Source organism: Rhizobium sp. C104 (assembly GCF_022354505.1).
GTDB classification, from domain to species: Bacteria; Pseudomonadota; Alphaproteobacteria; order Rhizobiales; family Rhizobiaceae; genus Rhizobium; species Rhizobium redzepovicii.
Genome location: NZ_CP092348.1, coordinates 3,772,865 through 3,791,584, shown reverse-complemented (window position 1 = coordinate 3,791,584; position 18,720 = coordinate 3,772,865). Strand labels below are relative to the sequence as shown.

General features: G+C 60.9%; 15 protein-coding genes and 4 pseudogenes. 5 read left to right on the top strand and 14 right to left on the bottom strand.

Going from position 1 to position 18,720, the window contains the following annotated elements; genetic code table 11:
* Positions 1–240: 240 nt before the first annotated feature.
* The 11 genes and pseudogenes from MF410_RS19870 to MF410_RS19820 all read right to left on the bottom strand — a co-directional run bounded on the left by MF410_RS19870 (position 241) and on the right by MF410_RS19820 (position 11,055).
* Positions 241–405, bottom strand: a complete 165-nt coding sequence (locus MF410_RS19870) for a hypothetical protein (RefSeq protein ID WP_165503891.1) — start codon at positions 403–405, stop codon at positions 241–243.
* Positions 406–563: 158 nt separating this feature from the next.
* A complete protein-coding gene (locus tag MF410_RS19865) occupies positions 564–752 on the bottom strand; it encodes a hypothetical protein (RefSeq protein ID WP_097625030.1) in 189 nt (62 codons plus the stop codon).
* A gap of 162 nt (positions 753–914) precedes the next feature.
* Complete coding sequence (locus MF410_RS19860; RefSeq protein WP_239619990.1) at positions 915–1,664, bottom strand: ABC transporter ATP-binding protein; 750 nt, start codon at positions 1,662–1,664, stop codon at positions 915–917.
* Positions 1,661–2,495, bottom strand: a pseudogene (locus MF410_RS19855) (ABC transporter ATP-binding protein). The gene MF410_RS19860 and the pseudogene MF410_RS19855 overlap by 4 nt, the downstream one beginning before the upstream one ends.
* Positions 2,492–3,427 carry a nickel transporter permease gene (gene nikC, locus MF410_RS19850; RefSeq protein ID WP_097625032.1) on the bottom strand — a complete coding sequence of 312 codons (936 nt, stop codon included), beginning with the start codon at positions 3,425–3,427 and terminating at the stop codon, positions 2,492–2,494. The pseudogene MF410_RS19855 and the gene nikC overlap by 4 nt, the downstream one beginning before the upstream one ends.
* Complete coding sequence (locus MF410_RS19845; protein ID WP_097625033.1) at positions 3,424–4,491, bottom strand: ABC transporter permease; 1,068 nt, start codon at positions 4,489–4,491, stop codon at positions 3,424–3,426. The genes nikC and MF410_RS19845 overlap by 4 nt, the downstream gene beginning before the upstream one ends.
* An 18-nt stretch (positions 4,492–4,509) precedes the next feature.
* Positions 4,510–6,153, bottom strand: a complete 1,644-nt coding sequence (locus MF410_RS19840; protein WP_131710927.1) for an ABC transporter substrate-binding protein — start codon at positions 6,151–6,153, stop codon at positions 4,510–4,512.
* A 100-nt stretch (positions 6,154–6,253) separates the two neighbouring features.
* Positions 6,254–7,312 carry a dipeptidase gene (locus MF410_RS19835; protein ID WP_097625035.1) on the bottom strand — a complete coding sequence of 353 codons (1,059 nt, stop codon included), beginning with the start codon at positions 7,310–7,312 and terminating at the stop codon, positions 6,254–6,256.
* A 149-nt stretch (positions 7,313–7,461) separates the two neighbouring features.
* Complete coding sequence (locus MF410_RS19830) at positions 7,462–8,487, bottom strand: ABC transporter permease (RefSeq protein ID WP_049733299.1); 1,026 nt, start codon at positions 8,485–8,487, stop codon at positions 7,462–7,464.
* Between the two features lie 34 nt (positions 8,488–8,521).
* A pseudogene (locus MF410_RS19825) lies at positions 8,522–10,062 on the bottom strand (sugar ABC transporter ATP-binding protein).
* Between the two features lie 63 nt (positions 10,063–10,125).
* Positions 10,126–11,055, bottom strand: coding sequence for a sugar ABC transporter substrate-binding protein (locus tag MF410_RS19820; RefSeq protein ID WP_088936927.1), 930 nt, complete (start codon positions 11,053–11,055; stop codon positions 10,126–10,128).
* A gap of 368 nt (positions 11,056–11,423) precedes the next feature.
* Here MF410_RS19820 and MF410_RS19815 point away from each other — a divergent pair, with 368 nt between their 5' ends.
* Positions 11,424–11,921 (top strand): DUF1993 domain-containing protein, encoded by a 498-nt coding sequence (locus MF410_RS19815; protein ID WP_097625036.1) that lies wholly within the window; start codon positions 11,424–11,426, stop codon positions 11,919–11,921.
* 6 nt (positions 11,922–11,927) lie between these two features.
* On the opposite strand, the gene MF410_RS19810 is transcribed toward MF410_RS19815, so the two are convergent.
* On the bottom strand, positions 11,928–13,484 hold the full coding sequence (locus MF410_RS19810) for an alkaline phosphatase family protein (protein WP_239619988.1): 1,557 nt from the start codon (positions 13,482–13,484) through the stop codon (positions 11,928–11,930).
* Positions 13,462–14,445, bottom strand: coding sequence for a UDP-glucose 4-epimerase GalE (gene galE / locus MF410_RS19805; protein ID WP_097625038.1), 984 nt, complete (start codon positions 14,443–14,445; stop codon positions 13,462–13,464). Before galE ends, MF410_RS19810 begins: the two co-directional genes overlap by 23 nt.
* Positions 14,446–14,691: 246 nt before the next feature.
* Here galE and MF410_RS19800 point away from each other — a divergent pair, with 246 nt between their 5' ends.
* Together MF410_RS19800 and MF410_RS19795 are read left to right on the top strand one after the other, a co-directional pair.
* Positions 14,692–15,336, top strand: a complete 645-nt coding sequence (locus MF410_RS19800) for a ThuA domain-containing protein (RefSeq protein ID WP_097625039.1) — start codon at positions 14,692–14,694, stop codon at positions 15,334–15,336.
* A gap of 161 nt (positions 15,337–15,497) precedes the next feature.
* Positions 15,498–16,067, top strand: coding sequence for a GNAT family N-acetyltransferase (locus MF410_RS19795; protein WP_097625040.1), 570 nt, complete (start codon positions 15,498–15,500; stop codon positions 16,065–16,067).
* 34 nt (positions 16,068–16,101) lie between these two features.
* Here MF410_RS19795 and MF410_RS19790 read toward each other — a convergent pair whose 3' ends face one another.
* Complete coding sequence (locus MF410_RS19790; RefSeq protein WP_097625041.1) at positions 16,102–16,356, bottom strand: DUF2934 domain-containing protein; 255 nt, start codon at positions 16,354–16,356, stop codon at positions 16,102–16,104.
* Between the two features lie 197 nt (positions 16,357–16,553).
* Between MF410_RS19790 and MF410_RS19785 the strand changes: the two are divergent.
* Positions 16,554–17,991 (top strand): annotated as a pseudogene (locus MF410_RS19785) (DUF6880 family protein).
* A 35-nt stretch (positions 17,992–18,026) separates the two neighbouring features.
* Positions 18,027–18,586 (top strand): annotated as a pseudogene (locus MF410_RS19780) (thioredoxin domain-containing protein).
* Positions 18,587–18,720 lie beyond the last annotated feature (134 nt).

Genomic DNA, 18,720 nt, shown 5'->3' with positions numbered 1-18,720 from the left:
CCGGTTCCGGTAATGCAAAAGCTCTTCGATTTTGGGAGAAGACGCGCGATCTCGGATGGCATCATCGGTTCGAAAACGCCGACATGCAGACAAAAGATCGGAAATGCGTCGCACGAGTAAGTTCGATGCGGCCGCTCGTGATGAAATGAAGACGTACAGAAGAAAAAGGGGATCGGATACCGATCAACCAGGCGAAAACCGCCGCAACGCCGGCATTCGCCGGCGTCTAACATTCGCCGATCAGCCGACGACGCCGCAAACCATGGCCACGACGAACAGGAATGCCGCGGTGAAAATGGCTCCATGGAGCATCGTTTGAAGCCTATGGCGTGTGGTCAGCGGCTTCTTGGTCTCTACGGAACCGTATTGGTTCACGTGAGCATGCGAAATACCCAGATCTGCCATATGTCGCCTCCGTTGTTTTTAAGCGGCCGGTTGTGCGGCTCGCGTTGATATTCTTATATTCTCTATCAAGTAGGTAGAGATAAATTTCCGTCCAGAGCGAACGAAAGAGAAAATTCAACCAGCCCTTTCAGCAGCCTGTCTTTTTAGCAGTCCGCATTTTAGCAGACTGTGCGCCATGCCCAGATCCACGGACGCTCGACGCTGTCCTCGGTCTGAGACGGGTTGGCGGGGATCTCGATCAGCCGACGATCCTTTTCCGCAGGAATGGAGGCCGAAACCTGTTCCCGGCGATCGGCTTTCACGGGAGGATCGAGGTAGCCCATGGTCATCCCACCGAGAAAGAACATGCCTCAACCTCCATCGATCACGAAAGCTAACAATCGTTAACAGGATCATGACAGAAGCGGGGCAGCTGTCAATAGTCTAGTTGAATGGTCGTCTTTTAGGAAAATCTTATCCTTAACGCCGCCGCTGGTCTTTTCTTTTCAACGCGCTGAAAAGATTGGCTTTCAGGCTTTGACGAACCCCTTGCTGGCGATCATCAAATTTCTCGTGTAGTCCTCACGAACCGCACCCTCCGCCAGTTCCCGGGAGCTCAGCCGCTCGACGACGGCGCCGTTGCGCATCACCGCCAGCCTTTCGCACATATGGGTGACGACGCCTAGATCATGGCTCACCATCACGAAGGTGAGCTTGCGGTCGCGCCGGATCTGCTCCAGCAGGTTCAGCACCTCGGCCTGCACCGAGGCGTCGAGCGCCGAGGTCGGCTCGTCGAGCAGCAGGATCGACGGCTCGACGATCAATGCCCGGGCGATCGCCACGCGCTGCCGCTGGCCACCCGAGAGCTGGTGCGGATAGCGGAAACGGAAACCATTGCCGAGGCCGACCTCGTCGAGGGCGCGTTCGATGCGCCTCTCGCTGTCGTCAATATCATGGATTGCCAGCGGCTCGAGCAGAAGCCGGTCGATGGTCTGGCGCGGATGCAGCGAACCATAGGGATCCTGAAAGACCATCTGCACGCGGCGATAGAAGGTTTTACTGCGCTTCGAACCCCTCAGCGCTTCGCCATCGATGCGGATCGCCCCGCTGCTGATCGGCGCAAGGCCGGCGACAGCGCGCAGCAAGGTCGATTTTCCCGAACCGGATTCACCGACGAGGCCAAAGGATTCGCCGCGTTCGACCGCAAGGCTGACATCCTTCAGCGCATGAAATTCATCGTAGACGACGCTGAGATTGTCGATCTCCAGAGCTGCGATCATGCCGCCCACTCCGGCCTGCGGTCGAGCACCGGCAGCGGATGACGGTTCGAGCCGATCTCGGGCATGCAGTTCAGCAGTCCTTGCGTATAGGGATGCTGCGCATGTTTGAGATCGGCGGCCGCGAGTCTCCTCGACGATCTTTCCGGCATACATGACGATCACCCGGTCGCAGAAGGAGGAAACCAGCCTGAGATCATGGGAAACAAAGATCAGCCCCATGCCGCGCTCCGCCACCAGCCTGTCCATGATTCTGAGCACATCGAGCTGCACCGTCACGTCCAGCGCCGAGGTCGGCTCGTCGGCAATCAGCAGTTCGGGCCCGGCAATCAGCATCATGGCGATCATCGCCCGCTGCCCCATGCCGCCCGAAACCTCGTGCGGATGCAGGTCGAAGACCCGTTTCGGGTCGCGGATCTGCACCGCTTCCAGCATGGCGAGCGCCCGCTCGCGCGCCTCCGCCTTGCCGACTTTTTCATGCGTGCGCAAGGTTTCGCAGATCTGCCGCCCGATCGACATGACCGGGTCGAGCGAATATTTCGGATCCTGCAGGATCATGGCGATGCGCTTGCCGCGCAGCCTGCGCCTTTCGCCGGTGGAGGCTTTGATGAGGTCGATGCCGTTGAAGTCTAGCCTGTCGGCGGTGACAACGCCGTGTTTCGGCGTCAGGCCCATGATCGCCCGGCCGGTCTGCGACTTGCCGGAGCCTGATTCGCCGACGATGCCGAGCCTTTCCTTGCCGAGCGTGAAGGAGACGCCGCGCACGGCCTCGATCACCCCGGTGCGCGTGGGATAGCTGACCTTGAGATTGTCGACCGTCAGAAGTGTCGTCACTGGCCGGCCTCCTTCGGATCGAGCGCGTCGCGCAGGCCGTCGCCGAGCAGATTGAAACCGAGGCTGACGATGAGGATGGCGATGCCGGGCATGGCTGCGACCCACCATTGATCGAGAATGAAACGCCGTCCCGAGGCGATCATCGCCCCCCATTCCGGCAGCGGCGGCTGCGCCCCGAGGCCAAGGAAGCCGAGACCGGCCGCCGTCAGGATGATGCCCGCCATGTCGAGCGTCACGCGCACGATCAGCGAGGAAATGCAGAGCGGCATGACATGGCGCAGGATGATGCGGAACGGCGAGGCGCCCATCAGCTTCACCGCCGAGATATAGTCGGAGCGCCGGACTGTCAGCGTCTCGGCGCGGGCGATGCGGGCATAGGGCGGCCAGGATGTGATGGCGATGGCGATGATCGCGTTCTGAATGCCAGGGCCGAGCGCGGCGACGAAGGCGAGCGCCAGCACCAGCTTCGGAAAGGCGAGAAAAATATCGGTGATGCGCATCAGCGTCGCATCGACCCAGCCTCCGGCATATCCGGAAACCGTGCCGACGATCAGGCCGATCGGCGCCGAGATAACGGCGACGAGCACGATGACGAGCAGCGTCAAACGCGATCCGTAGATCAGCCTCGAAAAGATATCGCGGCCCTGGTCGTCGGTGCCGAGCAGGTATTCAGCCGTTCCCGGCGGCAGCAGCCGTGCATTGCGCAGATCGCCGACGACGGGATCATGCGTGGCGATGAGATTGGCGAAGGCGGCGACGAAAAGCAGCGCGACGATGATCAGCAGGCCGACGACGGCAAGCCGGTTGGCCGTGAACTGCCGCCAGGTGACGTAGGCGCGGCCAAGACGCGCCTGCAGACGCGATTGCGGCCGGTCGGACAACAACCATTCGCGGCGGCTCATCGCAGGAGATGGGCTGGCGGGAGCGGTCATCGGTTTCGCGTCCTCGGGTCGAGCGTCCGGTAGAGAAGATCGGACAGAAGGTTGATGCCGATGAAAACAGTGCCGATGACGATGGTGCCGCCGAGCACGGCGTTCATATCGGCGTTCTGCAGTGAATTGGTGATGTAAAGCCCGATGCCGGGCCAGGAGAAGACGGTCTCGGTCAGCACCGATCCTTCGAGCAGGCCGGCATAGGAAAGCGCGATGACGGTGACCAGCGGCACGGCGGCATTGCGCAGCGCGTGGCCCCAGATCACCCGCGTTTCCGAAAGCCCTTTGGCGCGCGCGGCGACGATATATTCCTGGGAAAGCTCGTTCAGCATGAAGCTGCGCGTCATGCGGCTGATATAGGCGAGCGAGAAATAGCCGAGCAGCGATGCAGGCAGGATGATGTGGCGAAAGACGTCGTAGAAGACGTCCCATTGACCCTGCCAGGCACTATCTAGCAGATACAGGCCCGTGATCGGCGTGAACGTATATTCGAAAACGATGTCGATGCGGCCGGGAAATGCCACCCAGCGCAGCTGCGCATAGAAGATGACGAGCGAAATCAGCGCCAGCCAGAAGATCGGCACCGAATAACCGACGAGGCCGACGACGCGCACCACCTGGTCGGCGATGCTGCCGCGGCGCACGGCGGCGAGAACGCCGAGCGGCACGCCGACGAAAGCGCCGATCAGCGTTCCGAGCGTCGCAAGCTCGATGGTTGCCGGCAGGACGCGGCGGATATCGACCATGACGGGATTGGTCGTCAGCACCGAATTGCCGAAATCACCGGACAGGATACCTTTGATATAGATGAAGAACTGCTGATAGAGCGGCAGGTTGAAGCCCATTTCCTGGCGCACCCGCTCGACGACGTGGCTGGGCGCGCGGTCACCGAGAATGGCGAGCACGGGATCGATCGGCACGACGCGGCCGATGAAGAAGGTGACGGCCAGGAGGCCGAGATAGGTGGTGACGGCGGCAAACAGGAACCGCCCGGCAGCCTTTGTAAAGGCCCCTGCACGGCCCTTGCGGGGCCGCGCCTCCTGTGTTGTTTCGACGGTGCTCAAGCGATCGATCCTGCCGGACTATTCCTTGGCGATCGGACCGACGAAATTGGTGTCGAAGCTCGGACCCAGCTTGAAGTCCTTCAGGTTCTTGCGGTAGCCGGCCACTTCGGTCTGCTGGAAGATGAAGACGAAGGGGCTATTGGCCAGATATTTCTTCTGGATATCCTGATATATGGCGGCGCGCTTGGCGGCATCGCGTTCCAGCAGTGCGGCCTTCGCCTGTTTGTCGAGCTCCGGCGCTTCCCAGGCATTGCGCCATGCGAGCGTCTTCACCGTGCCGGCGTCGGAATTGTCGGGATTGCCGGTAAAGGTATCGGCATTGGAATTCGGGTCGAAATAATCCGAGCCCCACTGGCCGATATACATGTCGTGGGTGCGGGCGCGGTACTTGGTCAGCGTCTGCTTGCCGTCACCCGGGATGATTTCCATCTTCACGCCGGCCTGCGCCAGCGTCTGCTGCATGGATTCGGCGATCCCGGTCACCGGCTGCGTGTTGCGCACATCCATGGTGATCGAGAAACCATCGGGCACGCCGGCCTTGGCGAGCAGTTCCTTGGCCTTGGCGACATCGAGCTTGTAGGGATTTTCGTCGAGCGCGCCGAGCTGGCCCTTCGGCAGGAAGGTCTGGTGGATTTCGCCGATCCCCTTGATCAGCGTTGCGCCGATCGCATCATAGTCGACCAGGTATTTGAAGGCTTCCTGGACCTCGGGCTTCTTCAGGTTCTCGTTCTTGTTGTTGAGGCTGACATAATAGATCGTGCCCTTCGGCGCGCTCGTCGTCGCGAGATCGGCATTTTTGGAAACGGCGTCGATGTCGCCAGGCTCGAGGTTGCGGGCGATATCGATATCGCCGGCTTCGAGCGCCAAGCGCTGGGCAGCGCTTTCCTTCATATAGCGGTAGATGACGCGGTTGAGCTTTGCCTTGTCGCCGTAATAATTGTCGTTGCGTTCCAGAACGACCACTTCGTTGGCGCGCCATTCGCGCAGCTTGTAGGCCCCGGAGCCGGCATAGCCTGTTTTCAGCCATTCATTGCCGAAATCATTGTCGTATTTGTGCTCGGCATCGGGTGTCACCGCCTTCACATGCTCCATCACCAGCTTCTTGTCGACGACGGAGGCAACCGTTGCCGTCAAGCAGTTGAGCACGAAGCTCGGCGCATAGGCCTTGTCGACGGTGAAGACGAAGGTGCCGGCATCGGCCGCCTTGGCCTTTTCGGTGACGTTGTCGCCGGTCAGGCCGAACTGGGTGAGGATGAAGGCCGGGCTCTTGTCGAGCTTGACGGCGCGCTCGAACGACCACGCGACGTCCTCGGCGGTGATCGGGTTGCCGGAAGCGAATTTCATGCCGGATTTAAGCTTGAACGTATAGGTCAGACCGTCATCGGAAACGCTCCAGCTCTCGGCCAGATCACCCTTCACCTTGGACGTGTCCTCCATGTCGAGACGGACGAGCAGGCTGTAGCTGTTGCTGGTGACTTCGGCGGTCGAAAGCTCGAACGCCTCGCCGGGATCCATCGTGATGATGTCGTCGATGGCAAAGCCCTCGACCAGCGTATCCTTGGGTGTCTCGGCGAAGGCGGCGGGTGCTGTCATCATCAGCAGCGAAAGAGCAGCCCCCGTGGAAAGCATGCGGAAATTGCGGCTAAGCTTGGTCATCATCATGGTCAGTTCCCCCTGTTTTGATTGATTACGAAGCGTTTTGTCGGTCCTGCCTCATTAAAACTATTGCCCATTCCTGGCGCGTCCAGAGGTGCGCAACGCTTTAGGCGTCGTCCTCCCGCCAGGCTTGTGCGAGGATGCGAAGCCAATTTTCACGGGCAAGTTTCGTGAGATCGGCCTCACCATAACCAACCTCCCTGAGAGCGGCAATCAGCTTCTGATTGCCGCTGGCATCGCCGATTTCCTCAGGAATTGTGGCCCCGTCGAAGTCCGATCCGAGGCCCACGCAATCGATGCCGATGCGGTTCACCAGATAGTCGATATGGCGGACCATGTCGGCAAGCGGTGTATCGCTATCCGAGCGGCCGTCGGGACGCAGCATGGCGGTGGCATAATTGATGCCGACGAGCCCGCGGCTTTCGCGGATCGCATCGAGCTGCCTGTCGGTCAGATTGCGCGCGACCGGCGTCAATGCGTGGGCATTGGAATGGCTGGAGACCAGCGGCTGGTCTGTCGTCTTCGCCACGTCCCAAAAGCCCTTTTCGGTGATATGGGCCAGGTCGACCACGATGCCGAGACGATTGCATTCCCTGACCAGCGCGAAGCCGGCATCGGTAAGACCGGGCGCCGTGTCCGGCGACATCGGGAAGGCGAAGGGCACGCCGTAACCGAAGACATTGTGCCGGCTCCAGACCGGCCCGAGCGACCGCAGCCCGGCTGCGTAGAACACCTCGAGCGCCGCAAGATCGGCGCCGATAGCCTCGCAGCCCTCCATATGCAGGACGGCGGCAAAAATATTGTCGGCCATGGCGCCGCGGATATCTTTTACCGTCCGGCAGAGCCGCCAGGCGCCGGCCTGGTCGAGCCGCAGCGCGATCGCGGCCATTTCAGTGGCAATGGCAAGGGAAGGGAGCGGATCGAGAGGGGCCGCCATCGGCGTGATATAACGGCCTTCGGCATCCGGATCGGCAAAGACCAGATCGCCGGAGGGAATATAGATGGCGCAAAGACCGCCTGAAAGGCCACCCTCCCTGGCCCGGCGCGCATCGATATGCCCGACCGTCGTGCCCTCTGCAAATTCCGCGATCGGATCGCTGCCGTCTTTTGAATGTGTCCAGAGTCGAAGGAGAACGTCGTTGTGGCCGTCAAATACGAATTGCATCTGTCTTCCTGCGCTGCCCGAGCGGGAAGACCAGAATAGAAAAGCTGACGGAATTCGCCACCTCTTTTTTATAAATCCGTTCTCGCGCTCTAAAAACGGAACGGGGGCCGAAGCCCCCGCGAAAACAATTCGGATCGCACTATCTGAGATCAGTGCTTGCGGCGCTTCTTTTGGCGGTAGACGTCGATGACCACAGCCGCGACGATGATCAGACCTTTGACGATCTCCTGGTAATAGGCGTCGATCCTAAGGAAGGTGAAACCTGATGTCATGACCCCGAGGATGATGGTGCCGATGACGGTGCCGGTGATGCGCCCGACGCCGCCGGTGAGCGAAGTGCCGCCGATGACGGTCGCGGCGATCGCATCGAGTTCATATCCGACGCCCATGCTGGCCTGCGCGGTTTCGGCGCGTGCCGCCGTGACGATGCCGGCCAAGCCGGCCAGCAATCCGGCGATCACATAGACCTTGACGAGATGCGCCTCGATGTTGATGCCGGAAACGCGTGCCGCCTGCGGGTTGGCGCCGATGGCATAGGTGAACTTGCCGTAACGGGTGTAGCGCAGCGCGATGTGAAAGATCAGCGCAACGACCAGGAAGACGACGACCGGCCACGCCTTGGTGCCGATGAAGTGAAACTGCTCGGTGATCCCGGAAACCGGCTGTCCCTTCGTATACCACTTCGCGACACCGCGGGCCGAAACGAACATGCCGAGCGTTGCAATGAACGGTGGGATTTTCGTGTAGGCGATGAGCGCGCCGTTGGCGAGACCGGCGGCCGCCCCGATCAGCAGCCCGATCATGATCGGCACGAAAGCCGGCAGGTCGGTCAGCGACGGAAAGACCGCCCGTCCCCAGGTCGACGATTGGGCGAAGCTCGTGGCGATCATCGCCGTCATGCCGACGACCGAGCCGGATGACAGGTCGATACCGCCGGTGATGATGACCTGGGTGACGCCGACGGCGATGATGCCGATGACGGAGACCTGCAGGATCATGATCGTCAGGCGCTGCGAATTCATCAGGAAGCTTTGGCCGATGAACATCCAGCCGAGCGCTTCATAGATGAGCGCGATGCCGACGAGCACGAGGAAAATGCTGAGCTCGGTCGGCAAACGCCGCCGCCGTTGCCGGGTTGCGAGCGGAGCCGCGCCCTCTGCTGCCTTGGTACTCATGTCAAACCTCCCTTGGGCGATGACGGACGGCGCATCACTGCGCAGCCAGCTCCATCACCTTGATCTGCGTTGCTTCATCGCGATTGAGGAAACCGGTCACGCGTCCCTCATGCATGACCATGATGCGGTCGCTCATCCCGAGAACCTCGGGCATCTCGGATGAGATCATGATGACCGCCACGCCGTTTCGCGCCATTTCGGTCACCAGCCGGTGGATTTCCGCCTTGGCCCCGACATCGATGCCGCGCGTCGGCTCGTCGAGGATGAGGATCCGCGGATTGGTGAGCAGCCAGCGCCCGATCAGCACCTTCTGCTGATTGCCGCCCGAAAGATTCTCCACCCGCTCGTAGAGATTGGGGTTTTCACCCGCAGCTTTTTTGCCATGTCTTCGCAGGTCGCCTCGATGGCACCCTGCTGCACGAAGCCGCCCTTGACGTATCTGTCCTGCAGCACGGCGATCTGCATGTTCTCGAGAATATCGAGGATCAGCAGACAGCCGGTATCCTTGCGGTCCTCGGTCAGGAACGCCATCTGGTGGCGGATGGCCTCGGTCGGCGAGGAAATCGTCACCGGCTTGCCGTAGAGCTCGATCGAGCCGGAGCTTGCCGGCGTCACGCCAAACAGCGTTTCGGCGACATTCGACCGCCCGGAACCGACCAGGCCGGCCACGCCGAGGATCTCGCCCGCCCGCACCTCGAAGGAGACGTTCTTGAAGACACCGTTGAGGCAAAGATCCTTGACCGAGAGCATGACCTCGCCGATCGGCACCTCTTCCTTGGGGAACATCTGGGTGATCTCGCGCCCGACCATCATGCGGATGATGTCGTCGCGGGTCACATCGGTGGAGGCATGCGTGCCGATATAACGGCCGTCACGAAAGACGGAGAACTCGTCGGCGATCTCGAAAAGCTCGTTCATCTTGTGGGTGATGTAGACGATGCCGATGCCCTGCGCCCTGAGGTCGCGGATAATGCGAAAGAGGTGCTCGACCTCGCGCTCGGTCAGCGCCGAAGTCGGCTCGTCCATGATCAGCACGTCGGAATTATAGGAAACCGCCTTGGCGATCTCGACCATCTGCCGGTTGGCGACCGACAGGTACCGGACCTCGATATCGGGATCGATGTCGATATTCAGCCGGGCAAACAGCTCTTCGGTCATGCGATGCATCACGCCGTGATCGACGAAGCCGAAGCGGTTCTTCGGTTCGCGGCGGATCCAGATATTTTCGGCAACCGTCATGAACGGCATCAGGTTCAGTTCCTGATGGATCATGGCAATGCCGTTCTCCAGCGCGTCGAGCGGAGATTTCAGCTGGATCTCGATGCCTTTCAGGCGGATGTCACCTTTATCGGGTATGTAGATGCCGGCGAGGATCTTCATCAGCGTCGATTTGCCGGCGCCGTTTTCGCCCATCAGCGCATGCACGGAGGCGCGCTTCAGCCGGAACTGCACGTCGTCGAGGGCGACGACACCGGGAAATTCCTTGCGAACGCCCTCGGCGCTCAACAGATATTCCGCATTCGGGACTGCGCCGCTCGCGCGCACGGCGGCCATGGTTGTCGGGCTGACGGCCATATCATCTCCTCCGGACAGGCGAAAAGGATGCGGGCAAAGCCCGCATCCGGTTTGGCGTTCGCCTCAGTTCTTGGTGACGAAGTCCTTGACGTTTTCAGGCGTGACGAGCTGGAAGGGAATATAAACCTTCTTCTCGGTCTTTTCGCCCTTGGCGAGCTTGAGCGCCGTGTCGAGCGAACCCTTGCCCTGGCCGGCGGCATCCTGGAACACCGTGACGTCGAGATCGCCTGCCTGCATGGCGGCAAGCGCGTCCTGCGTGGCGTCGACACCACCGACGACGACCTTGGTCATGTCCTTGCCGGCTGCCTTCAGCGCCTGGATGGCGCCGATCGCCATTTCGTCGTTGTTGGAGATAACCGCGTCGAATTCGATGCCGCTGGAGAGCCAGTTGGTCATCAGGTCGGCGCCTTGGGTACGATCCCAGTTGGCCGTCTGCTCTTCGACGATCTCCAGGCCCTTGCATTCATCGGTCTTGATGACGTCATGGACGTCCTGGGTGCGCATGCGCGCAGCCTGGTTGGAAAGCTCGCCCATGATGACGACGGCCTTGCCCTTGCCGCCGAGAATGCGGCAGATTTCCTTGGTTTCCAGCGTACCGGATTCCTGCTCGTTGGAGGCGACGAAGGCCTGTTTGTCCGGCAACGTGTCGACATTGACCGGCTGGCGGTTGACGTAAACCAGCGGAATGCCGGCATCGGCGGCGAGCTTCGACATTGCCGTGGTCGCGTCGGTATCGACCGGGTTGACGATGATGGCATCGACCTTGGAGGCGATGAAATTCTGGATCTGGCTCTGCTGCTTGGAAACGTCGTTCTGCGCGTCTTCGACCTGCAGGGTTACGCCGCTCAGCGTCTTGGCATAATCGGTCATGCCGTTTCGCAGCACGGTCAGAAAGTTGTCGTCGAATTTCGCCATCGAAACGCCGACGGTTTCTGCGTGAGCGGCCGTCGACATGACGAGCGCCATCGCAGTGCCCAGGATAAACTTTTTCATTTTACTTCCTCCACAAACGGTGCCCGGCTGCACCCTCCTCACGCCGGAGCCCCAGGCATTTGCCCTGGAGCCGCGATTTCCTGCCGCCTCTCCTGCGGCGCTCCGTGCAAAACGGAACAAACAAACCGTAAAATTTGCTCTTCGGAATATTCATTCCATTTTCTGGGAACGGCGTCAAGCCTCTTTCGCGGCGACGAGATCGGGAAGAAGACGCAAGGCCGCGCACGTCGCGATCACCGCCTGCATTGCCTCTGTTGTGAAAGACCAAGACCGCCTCCATCTATGGAGATCGAAGGCGGGACCGCGGCCGCAGGCGTCTTCGATTTCTCGACGCGGCCAGTCATTTAAAGATTTTGGAGACAGGACAGATGTCCATTTCGATCTATCGCCTCACCGTTCCGATGTTCCAGCGCGGCCTCGCCAGCCTGAAAACCTATCTCGACAAGGCGGAAGCCTATGCGAAGGAAAAGAACATCGATCCCGCCGTCTTGGTCGCCGCGCGTCTCGCGCCCGACATGCTGCCGCTCTCCGGCCAGTATCAGCGCGCCAGCGACAGCGCCAAATTCACCCTCTCTAGGCTGACCGCCACCGACGCCCCGAAATTCGAGGACAATGAGAAGACGTTCGACGAACTGCGCGAGCGTCTGGCCAAGACCGAAGCCTATCTCGCCGGCTTCTCTGAGGAAGCGCTGGAGGGCACGGAAGCGCGGGAAATCACCCTGCCGGGCAAGAGCGGCATCGTGCTTCCGGGCGTCGACTATGTCACCGCCTTCGCCCTACCAAACTTCTATTTCCACGTCACTACCGCCCACGCCATCCTGCGCAACCAGGGTGCGCCGATCGGCAAGCGCGATTATCTCGGGTAAAAGGCATCAGGGCCGGCGCGTCACCGGCCCTTTTTCCGTCAGCTCGGTATAGGCGAGCGTCTGATCGAGGTGCCGCGCCCTCAGCGACAGCAGCTTTTCGGCATAGTCGAGCCGGATCGCCGCATAGGCGGGATCGGCCGCGACATTCTTAAGCTCCATCGGATCGTCGCCGAGATAGAAGAGCAACGGCGGCAAGGCGGAAAAATGCACATATTTGAACCGCGCGTCGCGGATCACCGCGAGATTGCACTCGTTCGACCTGAGCCCGAAATACCGCTCCGTCTCGCCGCCGGCGATATCGCGGAAATCGAATTCCCAGAATGCCGCATCCCGCCAGCCGTCCGCGCTACCGCCCTCGACGAAAGGCATGAGCGATCGGCCGTCGAGCCCGTTCTGCGCCTCGATGCCTAGCCTTTGACAGAGGGTCGGAAAAACATCCGCAGCGCTGGTGAAATCGTCGACGACCCCGGCCGCCGCCCCGCTTGCGGGATCGCGAATGACAAGCGGAATATGGTAGCTGCCGTCGAAGAAGCCGCCCTTCCCCAGCGACCAGTGGTCGCCCGCCATCTCGGCGTGGTCCGAGGTGAAGACGATAAGCGTATCGTCCCAAGCGCCGGCATCCTGCAGCGCCTGCCAGATCCGGCCGAGCTGCGCATCGACCTCTGCTATCATGCCGTAATAGATCGCCCGGATCGCCGCGAAATCCTCGCCGTTCCAATCGCTGAGCGGCCCCTTCGCGCCGTGGATGAAACTGCCCTTGCCGGTGCGCGGCATCGCATAGGCGAGATAGGGATGACGCGCCTCTTCCGCTTGGGCGTTTGCCGCTCGCGCAAAAGCCGGCCCCTCGCCCGGCGTGAACATCCGGTTGAATGGCTCCGGCACCGAAAAGGGCGGATGCGGGCGCAGGAAAGAGACATGCGCAAACCACGGCCTGTCCTGCTCACCCAGCCAGCGGATGAACTCGCCGGCGAGGAACGCCGTCTGGGTCTCGTCGCTGGAATAGGCCGGCGCCGCATCGGAAATGTCGCCGGCTGCAGCGCCGACGGGAATATGGATGTCGCGGCTGACGGCGTCCCGATGACCGCGGGATCGGAGCCAGGAGAGCCACTGCCTTTCATGCTCCGGCAGAAGCTGGCGTGAAGTAAAGCCTGGCAACACGCCTTCATAACTCGTCAGATGCGCATCATTGGCATCCATGCCACGCGGATCGGGCGCCGTGTCCGTATAGCCGAACAGCGTCGGGTCGTATCCCGCCCGCCGGGCGGCCAGCGCCAGATTGTCGAAGCGGGCATCAAGCGGCGAACCATTGCGGCAGACGCGATGGTTCATCTGGTAGAGGCCGGTATAGAGTGTGGCCCGCGCCGGCGAGCAGGGCGCCGCCCCTGCATAGTGCCGCCGGAACAGCGTGCCCTGGCGCGCCAGCGCATCGACATTGGGCGTTTTCACGCAAGGATGACCGACGACCGACAGGCAATCGCCACGCCACTGGTCCGCCGTGATCAGCAGGATGTTCGGCCTAGCGCCCTTCTCAATTCCGGGCTCAATGCTGGTTGGTTTTGGCATGCCAGTTCCAGGCGGAACGGATGATCTGATTGAGATCATACTGCGGCACCCAGCCGAGCACGTCGCGCGCCTTGTCGTTATTGGCGACCAGCGTATGCGAATCGCCTTCGCGTCGGCCGATATATTCGACCGGGAAAGGCCGGTTCGACACATCCTCGATCGCGCCGAGCAATTCCCTGACCGTGGTGCCGGTGCCGGTGCCGAGGTTGAGCGCGACGGACTCTCCGCCCTTCAGCAGATATTCGACGGCGCGCACATGCGCATCGGCAAGATCCAGCACATGGATATAGTCGCGCACGCAGGTGCCGTCGCGCGTCTCATAATCGCTGCCGAACACCTTGAAGCCTTGGCGGCGGCCGAGTGCCGCGTCGATCGCCAGCGGGATCGCATGCGTCTCCGGCTGGTGCCATTCGCCGATCCGGCCTTCGAAATCAGCGCCGGCGGCATTGAAATAGCGCAGCACCACCGAGCGCAGGCTCTTGTACTGGTCGTAATCGGCAAGCGCCTGTTCGACGATATATTTCGTCCGCCCGTAGGGATTGATCGGCACCTGCCGATGCGTCTCGTCGAGCGGCACGCTCTGCGGCAGGCCGTAGGTGGCGCAGGTGGAGGAGAAGACGAAGGCATTGATGCCGGCCGCCTGCGCCGCCGAAAGCAGCGTCAACGTGCCGATCACATTGTTCTCGTAGAAGGAAACCGGATCCTTGACCGATTCGCCGACCTCGATCAGTGCTGCAAAATGCAGGATCGCTGCCGGCTTGTGCTTGGCGAGCACCTCGTCCAGCCGGGGGCGATCGCGAATATCGCCTTCCTCGGCCGGCCCCCATTTGACGAACTCGCGATGGCCGTTGGAAAAATTATCGAAGACGACAGGCTTGTAGCCCTTGTTCGCCAAGTCGAGACACGTATGCGAGCCGATATAACCGGCGCCGCCGACGACAAGAACCGTTTCACCTGCCATGCACCACCCTTATTATTAGCGAGAGATGAAAGAAACCTAGACGAGATACACGTCAATAAAAAGAAGGAATTACGATCGGCGTGAACGGACAATACGTCAAATGCCGAACTGCCCCGGCCCTATATGATTTGGCCCGAACCGCCAACCTTCGCGAATTATTCGCGTGATTTGCATAGCCGCCCCCTCTAAGGGGCGTTCACCACCATGATGCAACGGACCGCGGCAATCGGACAGGGGAGCGCGCGAATGAGGAAGGCATTGGTCGTTTGGGGCGGCTGGCAGGGCCATGAGCCGGAGCAATGCGCTCATATCGTCGCCGATCTCTTACGCGAGGACGATTTTACGGTCGAGGTCACCGGCGATCTCGGCATATTCGGATCGCCGACGCTCGCCAAAGCCGATCTGCTGGTGCCGATCATCACCGGCGAAACGCTGGAAAAACCCCACGCTAGCGCCTTGGTCGAAGCCGTGCGCGGCGGGCTGGGGCTTGCCGGCCATCACGGCGCGCTCGCCACCTCCTTCAAGGAAAGCGCGCCTTTCCGCTATGTCTCCGGCGTCACCTGGGTCGCTCATCCCGGCAACATCATCGACTTCCGCGTCGCCGTTACCCGCCAGGACGATCCGGTCATGGACGGCATTCCCGATTTCGACTACCGGTCGGAGCAATATTATCTGCATTATGATCCGACAGTCGAAATCCTGGCGACCACCACCTTCACCGGCGCCTATGATCCGGCAGCCCGCAATGTCGTGATGCCGGTCGCCTTCAAGCGCCATTTCGGTGCCGGCCGCATCTTCTATTCCGCCCTCGGCCATGTCGCAGCCGAATTCGACCATCCCTACATGCCCCTCATCCTGCGGCGTGGCCTGAGCTGGGCCGCACGCCAGTAGCGTCAGGGCGAGCCGCACGCCGGCGAATGCCGACCGGCGGCGACAGCCGGACGACGTCGGCCGCTAAAGAATAAGCATTGCAAGCTGGTGGGCCGCCGCGGCTGATCGGCCGGCACGGGCGACTGCTTGCCGATCACCCGCCCGCGCCATAATTTGCCCGGATGCAGGATCGCTTCTCTTTCTTCCCCGCAACCACCGACCGCCTGGCCGATATCGAAGCGGTCTTCGACGATTGCGCCGACGGCCGGAATTGTCGCTGCGCTTACTGGTATCGTCCGAATGCCGACTACAAGGCAGGATGGGGCGAGGGAAATCGCACCTGGTTCCGAAGCCTCGTCGCCGAACGGCGCCCGCCCGGTATTCTCGGTTATCACGAGAATGAACCGGCCGGATGGTGCGGTGTCGCGCCACGCGCCGTATTCGATCGGCTGCGCCGCTCAAAACCCTTTGCGCCGGTGGATGACAAGCCGGTTTGGTCGATCAATTGCTTCATCGCCCGCAAGCCGTTCCGGCGGCAGGGTCTGTCGCGATTGTTATTGAAACACGCCGTCGAATTCGCAAGCGCGAACGGCGCCGAATGTCTCGAAGCCTACCCTGTCGATCAGGCAGCCCGTGCTTCGAACGGAGCCGAGCTCTATCCGGGAACGCTGTCGATGTTTCTGGATGCCGGTTTCGTCGAGGTGGCAAGACGCCTGCCGGCAAGGCCGATCGTCCGCCTGGAATGCCGCTGAATATTTCGGCAACCCAAGGATTGAAAAATACGGCCTAGCGAGCCGCCTTCATCTGCCGGTCGTTCTGAACGGCGGGCGCCGACTCGTCATAGATCCGCATCAGCCGCCCGGCTGCCTTCAGCTTCTCGATGAGATCGTTTCCATCAGGCGAGGCCTTCGTCAGCTCCAGTTGCTCGAACTCCCTCAGCGCCTGCGCCCAATGGCTTTCCCCACGCCCATCCGGCCTGCCTTCCGATTCCCATAGTGAATAAGCGCGCTGGCTGACCCAGGCGTCTTTATTATGACTCATAATCAACCCCAGCGAGAAATTGGAAGCAATATTCGACAGGCAACAAGGTGCCAAAACCGGCTTTAGGAGTCGTTACGAGGCAGCGTTAGTTTTTAGCTAATAGCGAGGCACAGAGGATTATCCCTGTGCACATTCCCGGACCTTGGCCTCGCACCGCCTGCAGGGTAGGGTCATCGCAGAAACGATAGCGATGACCGATGGCAGCCAAGACAACACTCAATGCGAAGAATCTTGAATCCCTTGGTGCGCATCGCCTTGCCGAGCTGCTGGTCGAGATCAGCATGGGCAGTGCTGCCCACAAGCGACGGCTTCGAATGGAGCTTGCCGGCAATTACGGCAGCGCCGAGGTCGCGCGTGAGGTACGAAAGCGGCTTGCCAGCATCGCCCGCGCTCGCACCCTCATCAACTGGCGCAAAGTGAAGGCGCTGAAGACCGACCTGGAAACGCAGCGCAAGACGATCACAGAGACGGTTGCCGCAGATGATCCCCAGGAGGCCTTCGAACTGATATGGCAGTTCCTCGCCCTGGCGAATTCGATCTTTGAGAGATCCAACGAGAGCAGCGGTTCTGTCATCCAAAGTTTTCATCAGGCTTGCGAGGATGCTGCCGCAATCGCCGCGTCCGCCAAGATTGACTCCAATGTCCTGGCCGAGAAGGTGTTCAAAGCCGTGCAAGACGATGGTTACGGCCAGTACGACAACCTGATTGCGGCGATGGCGCCAGCTCTCGGCAAGGATGGTCTCGATTGCTTGAAGACCCTCTTCGTCCAATGGTCCAAGGAGCCGAAAGACAAGCCGGCGGAAGACGAGCGCGAGATCATCGGCTGGGGCAGCGCGGGCCCCCTTTACGAAGATGAGATCGGCGGCACGCAGCGAGATCTAACGGTGCGCATAGCCTTGCAGGAAATTGCCGACGCCCAGGGCGATGTTGATGCCTACATTGGCCAACACCCCGAGGACGCGCGCAAGGCGCCGATGATAGCTGCCGACATCGCCAATCGTCTGCTCTCGGCCGGTCGGGCGAAGGAAGCGCTTGAGACGTTGGATGAGGCCGACAGGAGAGGCTGGGCCGACATGCCATTCGAATGGCAGCGCGCGCGCGTTGAGACGCTCGAGGCCCTGGGGCGTGCAGCGGAGGCACAGACCTATAGATGGACATGTTTCGAGCAGTCGCTGCATAGCGAGCACCTCAAGGCTTTCCTCAGGCGGCTGCCTGATTTCGACGATCTTGAGGCCGAGGAGAAGGCATTTGTCCATGCCCGGGCTTTTCCTGACGTCCACCAGGCACTTGCGTTTTTTCTCAATTGGCCGACGCCTGCCGAGGCGGCAAAACTTGTAGTGAGCAGAAAGGCGGAACTGGATGGCAATCTCTATGAGCTCGATGACGCTGGCGGCCGAAGCTCTGGCGGAGAAACATCCGCTCGCGGCAACCATTGTCTTGCGCTCCATTATCGATTTCGCGCTCGATAGCGGCCGGTCCGGCCGCTATAAGCATGCGGCGAGGCATCTGGCGGACTGTGCATCCTTTGCGCCTCATATCGATGATTTCGGCAACACCAGATCCCATGACCTCTATGTCGCGGAACTCAAACGTCGGCACGGCAAGAAGCATGGCTTCTGGAGCCTGGTGACCTAAGTTGCTCCGGATACTTTACCTCAGAGAGGAATTCCATGACGACCACTTCCTGGCACGCCGATCCGCTGACTTGGGCACTGGATCCCGCATCTTCGAAGCCTTTCTGGAGCCGACTTGCCCTTACTCGGTCAGAGCGTTCAATAAGTTCGAAGAACTGCTGAGCCAGGCGGGCGAAGACAGGATCACCGTGAAGATCCGCCTGCAGTCGCAGCCCTGGCATATGTATTCGGGTGTCCTCGTCCGCTGCATCATCGCAGCCTCAACGTTGGAAGGTGGCAAGCAGACAGCAAAGAAGGTGATGGCCGCCATCGCGGCTCACCGGGAGGAATTCGAATTCGAGCGCCATGCCGGCGGCCCGAATATGGATGTGACGCCGAACCAGATCATCGAGCGCCTGGAACGCTACAGCGGCGTCAAGCTGAAAGAAGCCTTCGCAATCCCGGATCTCGACCGGGAGATCAAGTGGCACTGCAAATATGCCCGGCAAAACGGCATCCACGTCTCGCCGACCTTCATGATCGATGGGCTGGTGCAGGCAGATATGAGCAGCGGTGATGAGGTTGGCACCTGGGTGAAGAAGGTGCTGGGTACCTGACGAGATACCGCACCAAGAGCCACCCCGTATATTTGTCTCCTGCCTGTTTCGCTCAATGCATATCGGGCAGAATCAGCGCAAGCAAAGCGCGATGTTTGATTCGGGAGCGGCTCTCGTGCGGCCTTGGAATGCAT

Excerpts from the sequence above, each read along its gene's own strand:
- MF410_RS19795 (WP_097625040.1), top strand. The coding sequence starts at position 15,498 with ATGCAGGATCGCTTCTCTTTCTTCCCCGCAACCACCGACCGCCTGGCC.
- MF410_RS19820 (WP_088936927.1), bottom strand. The coding sequence starts at position 11,055 with ATGAAAAAGTTTATCCTGGGCACTGCGATGGCGCTCGTCATGTCGACG.
- MF410_RS19860 (WP_239619990.1), bottom strand. The coding sequence starts at position 1,664 with ATGATCGCAGCTCTGGAGATCGACAATCTCAGCGTCGTCTACGATGAA.
- MF410_RS19800 (WP_097625039.1), top strand. The coding sequence starts at position 14,692 with ATGAGGAAGGCATTGGTCGTTTGGGGCGGCTGGCAGGGCCATGAGCCG.
- MF410_RS19810 (WP_239619988.1), bottom strand. The coding sequence starts at position 13,484 with ATGCCAAAACCAACCAGCATTGAGCCCGGAATTGAGAAGGGCGCTAGG.
- MF410_RS19830 (WP_049733299.1), bottom strand. The coding sequence starts at position 8,487 with ATGAGTACCAAGGCAGCAGAGGGCGCGGCTCCGCTCGCAACCCGGCAA.
- galE (WP_097625038.1), bottom strand. The coding sequence starts at position 14,445 with ATGGCAGGTGAAACGGTTCTTGTCGTCGGCGGCGCCGGTTATATCGGC.
- MF410_RS19835 (WP_097625035.1), bottom strand. The coding sequence starts at position 7,312 with ATGCAATTCGTATTTGACGGCCACAACGACGTTCTCCTTCGACTCTGG.
- MF410_RS19865 (WP_097625030.1), bottom strand. The coding sequence starts at position 752 with ATGTTCTTTCTCGGTGGGATGACCATGGGCTACCTCGATCCTCCCGTG.
- MF410_RS19870 (WP_165503891.1), bottom strand. The coding sequence starts at position 405 with ATGGCAGATCTGGGTATTTCGCATGCTCACGTGAACCAATACGGTTCC.
- MF410_RS19840 (WP_131710927.1), bottom strand. The coding sequence starts at position 6,153 with ATGATGATGACCAAGCTTAGCCGCAATTTCCGCATGCTTTCCACGGGG.
- nikC (WP_097625032.1), bottom strand. The coding sequence starts at position 3,427 with ATGACCGCTCCCGCCAGCCCATCTCCTGCGATGAGCCGCCGCGAATGG.
- MF410_RS19790 (WP_097625041.1), bottom strand. The coding sequence starts at position 16,356 with ATGAGTCATAATAAAGACGCCTGGGTCAGCCAGCGCGCTTATTCACTA.
- MF410_RS19815 (WP_097625036.1), top strand. The coding sequence starts at position 11,424 with ATGTCCATTTCGATCTATCGCCTCACCGTTCCGATGTTCCAGCGCGGC.